This window comes from Deinococcus sp. QL22 (assembly GCF_023370075.1).
GTDB lineage: Bacteria > Deinococcota > Deinococci > Deinococcales > Deinococcaceae > Deinococcus.
Genome location: NZ_CP097149.1, coordinates 2997616 through 3010375 on the forward strand (window position 1 = coordinate 2997616; position 12760 = coordinate 3010375).

Sequence of the window (12760 nt, forward strand, 5' to 3'; positions counted from 1 at the left end):
CGTTCTAAGCTCCACTGTCTACGTTTGCTCCTCAGCCCCAGTCTTCGGGCCGTTCCCCCAGCCCAAAGTGCCAGGCAATCGCCGCTGCGATGCGCCCGGACGCCTGCCCGTCGCCGTAAGGGTTGCGGGCGGCTCGCATGGCGGCCAGCGTCGCCTCGTTGCCGAGGAGTTCGGTCAGCACGGCTTCCAGTTGCGCAGGGTCGTTTCCAGCCAAGCGCAGTACGCCCGCTTCGACTCCTTCGGGGCGCTCGGTCACGTTACGCAGCACGGCCACGGGCACGCCCAGCGCCGCGCCTTCTTCTTGCAGGCCGCCCGAATCGGTGGCGAGCAGCGCACTGGCGGCCATCAGCGGAGCCATATCGCTGTAGTCCAATGGATCGGTCAGTTCAAAGTTGGGCAGCGCCCCCAGCACAGGCCGCACCGCTTCCTGCACGGCGGGCGAGAGGTGAACGGGGTAGATGAAGTGGGTGTCGGGGAAGGCCTGCGCTACCCGCGCCAACGCTGCGGCCATCTCGCGCATCATGGGCTGGTTTTCGCGGCGGTGCATGGTGACGGTCACGAGACGCTGACCCGCCTGCACGCGGGCCTGCCAGTCGGGGCGCAGGGGCACACGGCCCGCCACTTCTCGCACGGCATCGACCGCCGTTTGACCCGTGACCACGATGTTGCCGGGAGCCTTGCCTTCCCGCAAAAGGTTGGCTTTGCTGCCCGACGTGGGCGAGAAATCCAGCGTGGACAGGACTCCGGTCAGGCGGCGGTTGGCTTCTTCGGGGAACGGCTCGCTGAGGCTGCCGCTGCGCAGGCCCGCTTCCACATGCCCCACCGGAATGCCCTCGTAAAAGGCGCTGAGGGCCACACAAAACGACGTGGACGTATCGCCGTGAACCAGCACCATATCGGCTCCCATCTGGCGCAGCAACTTACCCGAAGGCGGCACGATGCGGGCGGTCAGGTCGGCCAGCGTCTGGCGATCCGTCATCACATTCAGGTCTTCATCGGGCGTGAGGCCGAACACGGCCAACGCACCGTCTAACATCTGGCGTTGCTGTCCAGTAGACAGAATCAGGGGCCGCAACCCCGGATGGGCGGCGATGGCAGCGTAGACGGGGGCCATTTTGGTGGCTTCGGGACGAGTGCCAAAGGCGAGGACGATGGTTTTAGTGGCAGGCGTTTGGAAATCAGCAGCAGACATCTGGGGCATCATCTCAGTTTTCCGGCTGACGGGGAACATCTGTCTGAATCGGGGCAGCCTGAGCTTCAGAGGACTGAGCCTCGGAGGGCTGGGCACGCATGCGGCGGTGAGCCACGAACCACAGGCAGGCCGAGACCACCACGCCCGTCAGCAGAATTACGCTGCCGGACACGCCTTGCAGCCACATGCCCAGCATCCCGCAGGCCAGCGACACCCCCCACAAAATAACAGCGGTGCGGCGGGCGCTGGCGGTGCGGGCCAACACCCGGTGATGAATATGGGTCTTGTCGGGGTGGCCCAGCGGGTTACGGATGCCGCGTGCCAGTCGACCAATGACGACTTGGGTGGTGTCCAGCACAGGCAACGCCAACACGATCAGCGGCACGAGCAGGCTGGCCCCGGCACTGAACTTGAGGGTTCCCAGCAGGCTCACGGCAGCCAACGTATACCCGATCAGATACGAGCCGGTATCGCCCATGATGATGCGGCTGGGATTGAAATTGTGGCGCAGGTAGCCCAGCGTCGCGCCCGCGAGTCCAGCCAGCAAAATCACAGCTGCCGCCCGGTCAGGAAACTGGGCCGCCGTGAACAGCAGCACCATGCTGACCACGAAACCCACGCCGCCCACCACGCCGTCCACGCCGTCCAGCAGGTTCACGGAGTTGGTGAGGCCCACGATCCAGACCACCGTAATCAGGTTGCTGAGCACGATATTCAGGGCGTCGGGCATTGAAGGAATGAAGGGGATGGCGTTCAGGTCTATTCGCAGGCCGTTGACGATCAGCAGGAAGGCCGCCAGCGTTTGTACCAGCAGGCGCGACAGCGGCGACAGGCCGAATTGATCGTCGATGAAGCCGGTGAGTACCAGCAGCGACGCGCCCAGCAGGATTGCCAAGACCTGAATATTCACAACCTCTACGACGATGGGGCGCAGCGCCCACGCCACCACCACACTCAGGATAAATCCGGCAAAAATAGCCAGCCCGCCTGCATTGGGCAGTGGCTCCTTGTTGAGCCTGCGGGCATTGGGTTGATCGGCCCAGCCCATCTGGAGAGCAAAGGCCCGCACGCTTGGAATAAAACGCCAGGTGAACACCCATGCCGTGAGGAACGTGAGTAGGACGCTGAAAAACCCCAGTCCAAACAAATCCGCGATACCAACGTGCGCCGCGAGCGCCTTCAAAGAATCCATAACCTGACTGAAGTGTAAAGGTATGGCATGAGGAACGCGTCGTCAGGAAGGTGGAGAGGCCGGGTAATGCTCTGTTTTGAAGCAGCTTACAGAGTAGTCAGCAGGTAGATAGACCGGCTACCACACCTTCACTAGCCTATCTTCCGTCTAATCCCTGCTTCGGCGGCGCAGTGGGCTTCTCCGGCGCTGGGTTAGTGGCTATGGCAGCTGGAGCTGACGCCTGAGCTTTCAGTGCGCCCAGCGCAGCGTCCAGCGTGGTGTCCTGGCCTTTACTGGTCAGGGCTGCAATGTCGGTGGGGGCCAGAATGTCGGGGGTGATCCGGTCAGGCAGGGGGTTGTCGGCAGCGTCAAAGGCCTTCAGGATGGTCAGCCCCAGTACGCCGCCATCGGGTAGGGGCCTGAAGTTGACGCCGCTGTTGCCGACGCCGCGTGTCACTTCGCCAATGGCGGTAGCTCCAGACAACCGGGCATAGTGAGTGAACACTTCTGCACACGAGGCGGTATTCGGGCCAATTAGCAGGGCCACTGGCTGTTTCCACACAGCCCAGTCTGGGCGGGCCATCCGCGCTACCGGCGACATAACCTCATCTCCAAGCAGGCCGCCGTAGGTAAAGCCGCCACGCTCGAAGCGGGCGCGGTACACGGTAGGGCCAAAGACACTGCTGGCCGCCACGCATTCGTTCAGGCTGCCGCCACCGTTGTAGCGGAGGTCTACGATCAGTGCTTCAGCGCCCGCCCGCTTGGCCTCGCCCACCCGCGCCAGAAACAGTTCGGCGCTGTCGGAGGACAGGAAGGTGGGGTACTGAATCAGCGCCGTGCGTCCACCCTCGCCCACCCAACTCAGGGTCGGTTCGTCGCGGGCCTGCAAATTTTGGGGCGTGAGGGTCAGGTTGCGCTCTGGGGTTCCTGCACGCCGCACCGTTACCGTGATCGGCATGTTGGCCCGCTCGAGCCGCACAAATTCGGTGGGGCCAATCGGCTGATCTGTTCCGGCCTGCTCGTCATTGACCTGGGTCAGCAGATCGAAGCGGCGCACTCCGGCACGCTCGGCGGGGCTGCCGGGCATCACCGACACCACCAGCAGGCCGCCCGCCACCCGGCTCACCCGCGCTCCGGTTCGCGGCACCGACTTGTTCTGGCTGACCTCGGCCAGCCGTTCCGCGCCCTCCGCGTCGCGCACATTGGTATGGGCGTCGCCCAATTCCTTCAGCATGTCGGTGATCACAGCCCGGCCTGTGCCGAAATCGCACGCTTCCGCCTGTGCCTCGCAACGTTCGGCCAGAATGGGTGCGTACTTTTGGGCCAACGCCACCCGGTCTACCGTAGACCAGCCGTAATAGCCTGTTTCTAGCGCCTTGGTCACGGTATCGAACAAGTCGGTGGCAGGACTGGCAGAGGCTAGACCCCAGGTCAGGGCAACCAGGAGCGCGGGCACGCGGCGGAGTTGTGGCACGGCCTCAGCGTAGCGCGGCGGGGGGCGAAATCATGGTCTATGGCGTTACGCTTGGTGGCGGCTGGCGTTCGGATGGCCCCCATTGGATGAAGGCGAGCGGGTCTGTCTTCTTCCACGTTGGACTTTCCCACCCCCGAAGGGTACAGGGGAGTTGTCACTGCGCTCGGCAGGATTGATCTTGTCGCATTTTGAGTCGGCTGACTCCCTCGCTTGAAGCGGAATCGTCAGTTCATTCCAAGTGGGAATTGGCCCGCCCACTGCGTGGACGACGGCCTCACACTGACTTGGGCGGGGACGGTGATAAGGGCTTTCTCGCCTATTCCCGGTAATGGACCACATGTTGCACCTCTGGCGAGGTGAGTAGAAAAGGCAACATCTGTGCCAAGAAGGGGGCTGTATATCTAGCTGCTCAAGGCCGTCAAGCGGGAACCACTCGAATGTCACGCCATCATCCGAAATGTTGGCAAAACCGCCGTTAGGAAGCTCTGGAATACCAGTGGCAATATAGTAAAACTCTAAGTTGTGTATCTTCTGGCCTTTAATTTGCCCAAAGATTTCAGCCACCAGAGCCAGCCGCAGTTCATCCAAGACTGCGCCTGTTTCTTCCAAGAATTCGCGGCGGGCAGCTTGCTCGCTGGATTCGCCCGTCACGATTCGGCCCCCCGGCGTAAACCAGAATGTTGCTCCATCAAATCGGTTGAGCAAAATGTGATTGTCACGCACAACCAAGACGGCAACACGGGAGTTAAAGCGAATCTCGCCCAAATGAACGTCTAGATCAACCATCCGGCCATAGTACTAGCTGATCAGGGTTGTCAGTACGCCCACGCCCTGCACTTCAACCTCTACCCTATCGCCGCGCTCCAGTGGCCCCACGCCTTCGGGGGTTCCGGTCAGCACCACGTCGCCGGGTTCCAGCGTCACGAACTGGGTGATGTAGGTCAGAATCTGAACCACGTCAAAGATCATCTGGTTGGTGCGGCCATCCTGCCGGGTCTGGCCGTTTACGCGGGTTTGCAAGCGTAAATCAGCCGGGTTCAGGTCGGTTTCCAGCCAAGGCCCCAGCGGGCAAAAACGGTCAGCAGCTTTGGCGCGGAACCATTGCAGATCGGTTTTCTGGCGGTCACGGGCAGTCAGGTCTAGGCCGCAGGTGTAGCCCAGCACGGCGTCCAGCGCGTTGTCGGACGTCAGATTCCGCGCCTGCTTGCCCATCACCAGCGCCAATTCGCCCTCAAAGTGGAAACTCTCTGTCCAGTCGGGCTTCTCTACCGTGCCGCCAGGTTCGGCCAGCGCATTTGGGCCTTTCAGGAAAATACCGGGTTCGGTGGGTAGGCCTGCCGTATCGTTGCCCAGTTCCCGGATGTGATCCAGATAATTGCGGCCCACACATACAATTTTGCTGGGTTCAGCAGGAGCCAGCAGCATTGCCCCAGCCAAAGGCACCGCTTGGCCGGTGCGCTCCCCAGCCACGCCGCGTGTGAGGTGGATGGTGTCGGTGTCGAGTTGGCCCCAGTGTGGCCCTGTTTCGGTCTGAATTCGGACAATCCGCATGGGCCAAGAATAGGGCGTCCGTGGCCAATCGTCCGCCTGATGTGAACACATCCGGCGCGGCCCTGCCCGTGCGGATAGACTGGCCCGCATGACTGTTGGCCTTCCCGATAGGTTTATTCGCACCTCAGACGTCCTGAGTGAAACATTTGCCGGAGCAGCGGCGCGGCACCTCGATCAGCAGTTCGGCAACGAAGAACTCCTGTACGGGCTGGATTTATTGGGGCTGGCTGGACCGTTTTCGCGGGTCACGCCGTGGGAACTGGAGGATGAGGCGGGCGTGCGGCGCATCAATGCATCGGGCTACGCGGCCACTCCCTTTGGCGAGATGCCGCCTGTGCTGACCAACTTTTTGCAGGAATTTTTGACCAGCAACCGGGCGATGGGCTTGCCGCAGCAATCGTCAGGGCCTTGGCGAGCCGCGCTGCAAACCAATCTGGTGCGCCTGCTGGCCCGCGAACTGCCCAGCCACGCCGATTCGCAGGTGTTCTTTTGCTCCAGCGGCACCGAAGCTATAGAGGGCGCACTGAAATTTGCCAAGGCGTGGCGGCCCAAAGCCAAGTTTCAGATTTCGTTTTCCAGCGGCTACCACGGCAAAACATTGGGCAGCCTGAGCCTCACGCCCAATCCCGAATATCAGGATGTGTTCCGGCCACTCGTACCGGGGGCGCTGACCTGTCCATACGGCGACCTGACCGCGCTGACCAGCCTGATCCGGCGCGTCGGCCCCGACAACGTGGTGTGCGTGGTGGTGGAACCCATTCAGGGAGAAGGCGGCGTGAACATTCCGCCCGCCGGATTCCTGAGCGGATTGGGCGACCTGTGCCGCAGGTACGGAATAGTGGTCATTGCTGACGAAATCCAGACTGGATTGGGCCGCACCGGGCACTGGTTTGAATCGGCGTCGCAGGGGCTGGATGCCGACATCATCACGCTCGCCAAACCGCTGGGCGGCGGCATGACCGCAGTGGGCGCGACCATCGTTCGGCACCCCATTTACAAAAAGATGCTGGGCGGCCTGAGCAGCAAACGCCATTCCAATACCTTCGGCGGCGGCGCGATGGCGATGGCGGTGGGCCTGAAGTCGCTGGAATACCTGATGGACAACGACCTGCCCGCCCGCAGCCTAAAACTGGGTGAATTGGGACTGGCCCGCCTAAGAACCATTCAGGCCGAGTACCCCAGATTGCTGGAGGATGTACGCGGTCAGGGCCTGCTGCTGGCGATGCAGTTTAAGCCCATGCTGGGGCTGCCCCTACCCGAAATCCTGAAAGAACTGGTGTTCGAGGCCACCGCGATTCTGGCCCTGCGCGAACTGCACGGCAGCGGCGTGATGGGCAACCTCAGCCTCAGCAGCAAGCGCACCGTGCGCCTGACCCCCGCGCTGGATATGCCGCAGGACGTGTTTGACACCATGATGAACCGCGTGGCCGACTTTGCCGCCCGCAACCCGGCCGCCCGCAACATCCTGACCAACACGCCGCCCGCGATGACGGCCAAACTGGCGAAATTCGCGGCGAGCAAACCGAAGAAGCGGACGCCCAGCGACGGATAGAAAAACTAAATGGAAAGGGTGGATCGTAGTTGGGCGTTTTCCACACTCCACGATCTACCCTCTACGATCTCTGATCTGGCTCACTCACCACTGACGGTCTTTACAACTTGGTCAGCTTCGGATACTTCTGAATCGCGTCATCTTCACTTAGAAACTCGCCCTCGGCATCTGGACTCCAGACCACCTCGGCGCGGATCAGGTCGCCGGGGGCCACGCTGCTGATCGCGTTCAGGGCGGCGCGGGCTTCGGCGGCGTTGGTGACACCTGCGGGGGGCAAGTTCTCCAGGGTGTGGGCGGCAATGGCAATGGTCACGGCCAGATACATGTCGCCGGAATCGTGGTCGGCTTTGTAGTCTTTACGCTGCTCGAAGCCGGTGTTCACGTCTTTGTTCTGGTAGTTGCTGGTGGTCTGCTCGGTAAAGGCGGAGCGGGCTTCGGTGGCCCACGCGCCCACCTGCGAGTCGGCGGCGTTGGCGGCTCCCTGTGCGCGTTCTACGTTGCCGTACACCCAGCGGTCAGGGTGACGCAGGGCCACCAGCGCAGCTTCTTGCAGCATCCGCGCAAGGCCTTCGTTGCTGTCGGGGTCGCCGGACTGGGCCACACGTTGCAGCGCCTTCTTCACTTCGTCGCCCTCGGCCATCAGCAGTTGCACACTGACCGCCTGCGCCGTACCGCTAAAGCCCGCCAGCCCGCCGCCGCGTGTGAGGGCGCGTGCCCCGCCGCCCGCCATGCTGCGGCGCATGGCGCCCACCACCGAAAACACCACGAAGCCGAAGATGATCAGCCCGATGAAGCCGAAGCCGCCGCCCCCACCGCCGTAATAGCCGCCGCCCCCCGTATTGACGATAATCGGGCCGCTGTAACCGCCGCCGCTATAGCCGCCCCCGTATCCACCGCCGTAGCCTCCACCGCCGCCGCTGTAGCCGCCTCCCCCACCGCCCGAAGACCCGCCCGAACTGCTGCCGCCAAAGCCGCCGCCGGATTGGGCCGAGGCCGAACCTTGCAGGGTCAGGCTTCCGAGAGCCAGCACAAAGGCCGCCATGAGCAGCAGCAACAGGGCAAATGGGCGTAGGCGGGGCTTGGCTTGGTTATGCAAGTCTTGCTGGTGCGAGTGTTGATTATGAAAGCGGGGCATGATGGCTCAGTGTACGGGCCAAACGCGGCCAGCGTTCCAGAATCGTGAGGCCTGCCTTTAGAGGTCGGGGGCGGGTACACTGCCGAACATGACCGATTCTGCACCTACTCCTTCCATTGTCCTGACTGCTCAGCAGTGGCAAATCTTTTTAGAAAGTCTGTACGAGCGCGGCGATAAGTTGGATCTGCGCGAGGAAGGCGGCGTCTATCATCCGCGCAAGGAAAAAGTAGACGCCTACGTGTTCAGCGGCCACGCCGAGGCCCTCAGGAGCGAGGAAGTTGACGGCGACCTGTGGGGCACGCTGGAAGACATCGAGGAAACTGCCGACACCGAGGAAGAAGCGTGGGCAAAAATCGTGGCGTTCTATCTGGGCCGGGGCTGCGTGCTGATGCAGATACAGCCGGAAGAAGAGGGCGGTGCCGCCGAGATGCCTGAGCAATGGCTGATCTCAGAGCCGTTGGCGCGTCGGCTGGGGCTGATGGGAAGGGCGTAAATCCTGGTGTGGATGGGTGTTTGGGGAGCTTTGTCTGAAGGTCCAGGGCCTAAGGAAGGGTAATCGCTTCGACCCTCGGCCATTAGACGCTGTTCACCGCCCATAACTGGCCCGCACCCGCTCAAGCCCCGCCCGCAAACCGATGCGCTGCATGGGCAGATCGCGCAGCAACACAGGCGTCAGGCCACGTTTGTGCAGGCCGTGCAAGATCAAGTCGAGCAGTTCGGGCGTGACCTCCGGGCCATCGTGCAGCAAGATCACGCTGCCGGGGCGCACCTGCTCTAGCGTGTACCGGGCCAGTTCAGCGGCGGGCAAGTCCAGCCAGTCGCGGCCTTCCGTGTCCCACAGCGCAATTCGGCGGCGGGCGAGGCGGGCCAGCAGGCGGGTGCAGGGGCTATGGCCGCCGTAGGGTGGGCGAAATAGCAAACTGGGCTCTCCTGCACGTGGATGCCAGCGCACCTGTGCCCATTCCATCCACGGTGGCAGCAGCAGGGCGGGGCGGTGCCAGATGCCGTGCGCCTCCAGCTGGTGGCCCGCGTCCGCCAGAGCTTGCATCAGGTCGGGGTGCGCGGCGGCGTTCGGGGCCGTGACAAAGAAGGTGGCAGGTGCGCCGTGCCGCTTCAGCACAGTCATCAAGTCCTGCGTGCGGGATCCGGGGCCATCGTCAAAGGTCAGGGCCACGCGGCGGCGAGTGCGGGGGCCGGGGCCAAGCGCACCCCATCCGGCGGCGCGGCCCAGCACATCGGCGGCGAGCACTGCGGCAGCCAGAACCGCGCCAGCTTTGATCCAATGGGAAAGGGAATGAGTTGGAATGGCGGTTCCTGCCTTCGGGTGAGCGGTGAAAAAGAGAGCTGAAACGCGGGTGGACTTTATGGCGCATGGTTCAGAGCCAGAATTGCCCAGCTCTAGCCATGCACCGCCTAGCTATGCACTGCCGCCGGAAAGGCCCGCCTGAACATGGCGTAAGCACTGGCAGTCACCAGAGCCAGCGCCGCGCCCACGATGAATGGCCCGCTGACGCCGATGGCCTGATACGCCAGCGCACCCACCACCGGGCCAAAGGCGGTTCCGGCATTTTCCACAGTCATCAGTGCGCCCCAGGCGGCGGGGCGTTCGGCTTCCGGCAGCGTACCTGTGACGAGGGCCGACCAACCGGGCGTCACGCAGCCGTAGCCGATGCCCAGCACCACCGCGATGGGGTAAAACGCCCAGATAGGGGGCAAGGTCGCCACCAACACGAAAGCCGTGCCGATCAGGGCAAAGCCGCTCGCCAGTACCAAGCGGGCATTTCCCCGGTCTGCAATTCTTCCGGCAAAGGGAATGGTGGCGTAAGCAATGACGCCCCCCAGCGCCAGAATAGACACCAGCGGCCAGTACTCGATGCCCAGTTTTTTGGCAATAGGAAAGAGCAGCGGGCCAATCAGGGACAACGTCCCAGTTTGCAGGAGCGCGGCAGGCATCAGCGGCAGCAGGGAGCGCGCTACGCGGCGTACACTCTCGCGGCTGGGGGCGGGCGGCGTTTCGCGTTGGCGCACGCGGCGCATGGGCATCAGCAGCGCCCCGCACACGGCCAACAGTTGCAGCCCACCCGCCAGAATGAGTGGAAAATTGCCCCCCTGCTTGCCGATTGCGCCGTACACCAGCACGCCGACGCCAATCATGGGCAGGGCCAACATGGTCACGGTGGACAGCGCCCGCCCGCTGTAGCCGGGTTTGCTGGAATCAGCGGTCAGGTTCAGCACTCCCGGCCACATCACGCTAAAGCCTACGCCGTGGAGGGCAGCGACCAGAATCAGCATCCAGAACGTGATCACAAACGGCAGCAGGGCCACTGCCAACAAACTGAGCAGCGCTCCGCCTGCCACTACAGGCCGCAGCCCATAGCGCGAAATGGCCGCCCCAGCCGGGCCGCGCATCAGCGTATCGGCAATCAGGTGGGCGGTGAGGGCCGCGCCCGTGGCCGTGAGAGGCAGGCCAAATTCGGAGCGGCCCACCAGCGGCAGATAGCCGACATACAGGCCGTTGCGAACAAATTCGGCGCAGGCAACGGCTAGGGTAGCCCCCAGCACAGGAACGAGCGTGCCGGGTAGCAGTGGAATCCGGTCTGAGAGTGGCCGCTTGCCCACCGTCATGCAGAGGCTCCGCAGAGGGTAGTCCGGCTGCGAAGAGGGCCAGATGGAGGGCACATGAAGATGACCATACGAACACCTGCTAGCCTGTCCGGGTGCCGGAATTCTCGGTTGTTATTCCTGCGCGCAACGAAGCGGTGTATCTGCCCCTGACGTTGCGCGCACTGGAACGTCAGACCCACGCCCCCCATGAAGTGATTGTCGTCGACAACGGCAGCCGTGACGCCACCGCCGAGGTGGCCCGCTCGTGGGGAGCCACTGTTATTCAGTGCCATGAACGCGGTGTGGCCCGTGCCCGCCAAACTGGTCTGGACGCCGCACGGGGCGACTGGGTGGCCTCCACCGACGCCGATTCCCTGCCCGCCCCGCAGTGGCTGGAACGCCTGAACGCTGCCGCCACAGGCCGGGTGGCCCTCTATGGCCCCATGCGATTTTCGGGGGTGCGCCGCCCGCTGCCGCAGATTTCGGAAGCCGCCTACACCCTGTTTTTGCGGCTGTGCGTGCTGGCCGACAAACCCAATCTGGCCGGGGCAAACATGGCCTACTCGCGCCTCGCCGCAGATCTGGCGGGCGGATACCCAGATGTCGAAGCCTACGAGGACATTTTGCTGGGTCAGGCGTTGGCGCGGTTGGGCACGGTGGCCTACGTGCCGGGGGCTCTGGTCGAAACCAGTGCGCGGCGGCTGGAAGGCGGATTGATTCCCTTCCTGTGGCGGCACGCGCAAAATATCAGCGGTCATACACGAGGCTACTTCGAGGAGTAACGGCCTCGGAGGGCAGGGCTAATTCGGCGCTGCTGGGTGCGCCCAATGCACGGGCGTACACCTCCAGCACCCGCTCGGCGACCCCACCGGGTGTGGTGGTCTGGCCGAAAGCACGTGCCCCCGCCGACAGCTGTTCCCAGAGATCTGGACTGCCCAACACGTCGCGGGCGTGCCTGACCAGTGCGTTCACGTCGCCGGGCATGGTCAGGTAGCCGCTGCGCCCGTGTGCCACGCCGCTCAGGGTTCCGCGTGCGCCGACCGCTACCACCGGAACGTCCATCAATTGCGCTTCTTGCAGCACCAGGCCCTGCGTCTCGGTGTCGCTGGCAAACAGGAACAGTTCCGCGAGGCGGTAATACGCGCCGATCTCTGTCCAGGGACGCACGCCTAAAAAGGTGACGCGCTCCGAGATACCGAGTTGTCGGGCGTGGGCCTCCAGGTGCGCCCGCTCCGGCCCTTCTCCCAGCAGAACCAGATGAGCGTCAGGCAACTGCGATAGGGTATCCAGCACCAGATCGAAGCGTTTTTCACGGGCTAGGCGGCCTACACTCAGAATGCGGCGCGTGCCCGCAGGCCAGGGGTTAAGGATTGGCGGCGCGGCTTCCAGGCCTTTGGGGTCGATGCTGGTCGGAATGACCACCGGGTCACGCACGCCCATGTCGCGCATGACGTCCAGCATTCCTGTGGTGGGCACAATCACCGCGTTGGCCCGTCCGTACAACTGTCCCGACACCCTCGACACCAGTTTGGTCATCTGGTCAAAGGAAGTCAGTCCTGGCACATAATGCGTGTAGGCCGCCAAATGCGTGTGATAGGTCGCGATGTGCGGCACCTGCCACTTGCGGGCCAAGCGCACGCCCGCCAGCCCCAGCGTGAGCGGCGTATGCGTATGCACGATGTCGTATTTGCGCTCGAAGTCCTTCCGGGTGGGCCATGCGAGGCGGTAGGTGGGCAGGAACATGTAGCGCAGGCTGGAAATCCGGTACACGTCGGCGCGGGTATCTACATGTTCGGGAAAATCGGGGGCCACCACATCCACATGGTGTCCGCGCGCCCGCAGCTCATCGCTGAGCAGGCCCACGCTGGTCACGATGCCGTTCTGGTCGGGCAAAAAGGTATCGGTGAACAGACCGATTCGCAGCGGGCGCTCGGTCAGGGCCGCGCCTTCTGGAAGAGAAGCAGGCGGAGTCACGCCCACCCCCCGCCGCTACAGGCCATGCTCGCCGGAGTCCTCGCCACTCTGCACTGGCCCTTGGAGATAAAGGAAAACTGAAGCATCGTTAGACAGGAGCATACCGT

The 12760-nt window shown here is 63.4% G+C and carries 12 protein-coding genes; 3 read left to right on the top strand and 9 right to left on the bottom strand.

The genetic code is table 11. The features are described 5' to 3' along the window. Positions 1-31: 31 nt before the first annotated feature. From wecB to M1R55_RS14925, 5 genes are all read right to left on the bottom strand, one after another. Positions 32-1192, bottom strand: a complete 1161-nt coding sequence (gene wecB / locus M1R55_RS14905; RefSeq protein ID WP_249392508.1) for a non-hydrolyzing UDP-N-acetylglucosamine 2-epimerase — start codon at positions 1190-1192, stop codon at positions 32-34. A 13-nt stretch (positions 1193-1205) separates the two neighbouring features. Continuing rightward, entirely contained in the window at positions 1206-2384 is a 1179-nt protein-coding gene (locus M1R55_RS14910) for an MraY family glycosyltransferase (RefSeq protein ID WP_249392509.1), read from the bottom strand. 136 nt (positions 2385-2520) lie between these two features. Further along, the gene (locus tag M1R55_RS14915) at positions 2521-3837 is read right to left on the bottom strand and encodes a S41 family peptidase (protein WP_249392510.1); all 1317 of its coding nucleotides are present in this window, start codon (positions 3835-3837) and stop codon (positions 2521-2523) included. Positions 3838-3882: 45 nt separating this feature from the next. Then, a complete protein-coding gene (locus M1R55_RS14920) occupies positions 3883-4623 on the bottom strand; it encodes an NUDIX hydrolase (RefSeq protein WP_249392511.1) in 741 nt (246 codons plus the stop codon). Positions 4624-4635: 12 nt separating this feature from the next. Beyond that, positions 4636-5388 (bottom strand): fumarylacetoacetate hydrolase family protein, encoded by a 753-nt coding sequence (locus M1R55_RS14925; protein ID WP_249392512.1) that lies wholly within the window; start codon positions 5386-5388, stop codon positions 4636-4638. A gap of 88 nt (positions 5389-5476) precedes the next feature. Between M1R55_RS14925 and M1R55_RS14930 the strand changes: the two genes are divergently transcribed. Continuing rightward, on the top strand, positions 5477-6940 hold the full coding sequence (locus M1R55_RS14930) for an aspartate aminotransferase family protein (RefSeq protein WP_249392513.1): 1464 nt from the start codon (positions 5477-5479) through the stop codon (positions 6938-6940). Between the two features lie 100 nt (positions 6941-7040). Here M1R55_RS14930 and M1R55_RS14935 read toward each other — a convergent pair whose 3' ends face one another. After that, on the bottom strand, positions 7041-8075 hold the full coding sequence (locus tag M1R55_RS14935; protein WP_371827119.1) for a DUF1517 domain-containing protein: 1035 nt from the start codon (positions 8073-8075) through the stop codon (positions 7041-7043). A gap of 88 nt (positions 8076-8163) precedes the next feature. On the opposite strand from M1R55_RS14935, the gene M1R55_RS14940 reads away from it, so the two are divergent. Further along, positions 8164-8568, top strand: a complete 405-nt coding sequence (locus M1R55_RS14940; protein ID WP_249392514.1) for a hypothetical protein — start codon at positions 8164-8166, stop codon at positions 8566-8568. Positions 8569-8661: 93 nt separating this feature from the next. On the opposite strand, the gene M1R55_RS14945 is transcribed toward M1R55_RS14940, so the two are convergent. Next, positions 8662-9324 (bottom strand): polysaccharide deacetylase family protein, encoded by a 663-nt coding sequence (locus M1R55_RS14945; RefSeq protein WP_249392515.1) that lies wholly within the window; start codon positions 9322-9324, stop codon positions 8662-8664. 164 nt (positions 9325-9488) lie between these two features. Beyond that, the gene (locus M1R55_RS14950) at positions 9489-10700 is read right to left on the bottom strand and encodes an MFS transporter (RefSeq protein WP_249392516.1); all 1212 of its coding nucleotides are present in this window, start codon (positions 10698-10700) and stop codon (positions 9489-9491) included. A gap of 92 nt (positions 10701-10792) precedes the next feature. On the opposite strand from M1R55_RS14950, the gene M1R55_RS14955 reads away from it, so the two are divergent. Then, the gene (locus tag M1R55_RS14955; RefSeq protein ID WP_249392517.1) at positions 10793-11461 is read left to right on the top strand and encodes a glycosyltransferase; all 669 of its coding nucleotides are present in this window, start codon (positions 10793-10795) and stop codon (positions 11459-11461) included. Here the strand turns inward: M1R55_RS14955 and M1R55_RS14960 are convergent. Then, positions 11427-12653: a glycosyltransferase family 4 protein gene (locus M1R55_RS14960; protein WP_249392518.1), complete on the bottom strand. Its 1227-nt coding sequence runs from the start codon at positions 12651-12653 to the stop codon at positions 11427-11429. The two genes, M1R55_RS14955 and M1R55_RS14960, sit on opposite strands and share 35 nt — an antisense overlap. Positions 12654-12760 lie beyond the last annotated feature (107 nt).

Bases quoted from the DNA above. Each gene is read 5' to 3' on its own strand.
- M1R55_RS14930 (WP_249392513.1), top strand. From the start codon at position 5,477: ATGACTGTTGGCCTTCCCGATAGGTTTATTCGCACCTCAGACGTCCTG.
- M1R55_RS14935 (WP_371827119.1), bottom strand. From the start codon at position 8,075: ATGCCCCGCTTTCATAATCAACACTCGCACCAGCAAGACTTGCATAAC.
- wecB (WP_249392508.1), bottom strand. From the start codon at position 1,192: ATGTCTGCTGCTGATTTCCAAACGCCTGCCACTAAAACCATCGTCCTC.
- M1R55_RS14910 (WP_249392509.1), bottom strand. From the start codon at position 2,384: ATGGATTCTTTGAAGGCGCTCGCGGCGCACGTTGGTATCGCGGATTTG.
- M1R55_RS14950 (WP_249392516.1), bottom strand. From the start codon at position 10,700: ATGACGGTGGGCAAGCGGCCACTCTCAGACCGGATTCCACTGCTACCC.
- M1R55_RS14925 (WP_249392512.1), bottom strand. From the start codon at position 5,388: ATGCGGATTGTCCGAATTCAGACCGAAACAGGGCCACACTGGGGCCAA.
- M1R55_RS14920 (WP_249392511.1), bottom strand. From the start codon at position 4,623: ATGGTTGATCTAGACGTTCATTTGGGCGAGATTCGCTTTAACTCCCGT.
- M1R55_RS14940 (WP_249392514.1), top strand. From the start codon at position 8,164: ATGACCGATTCTGCACCTACTCCTTCCATTGTCCTGACTGCTCAGCAG.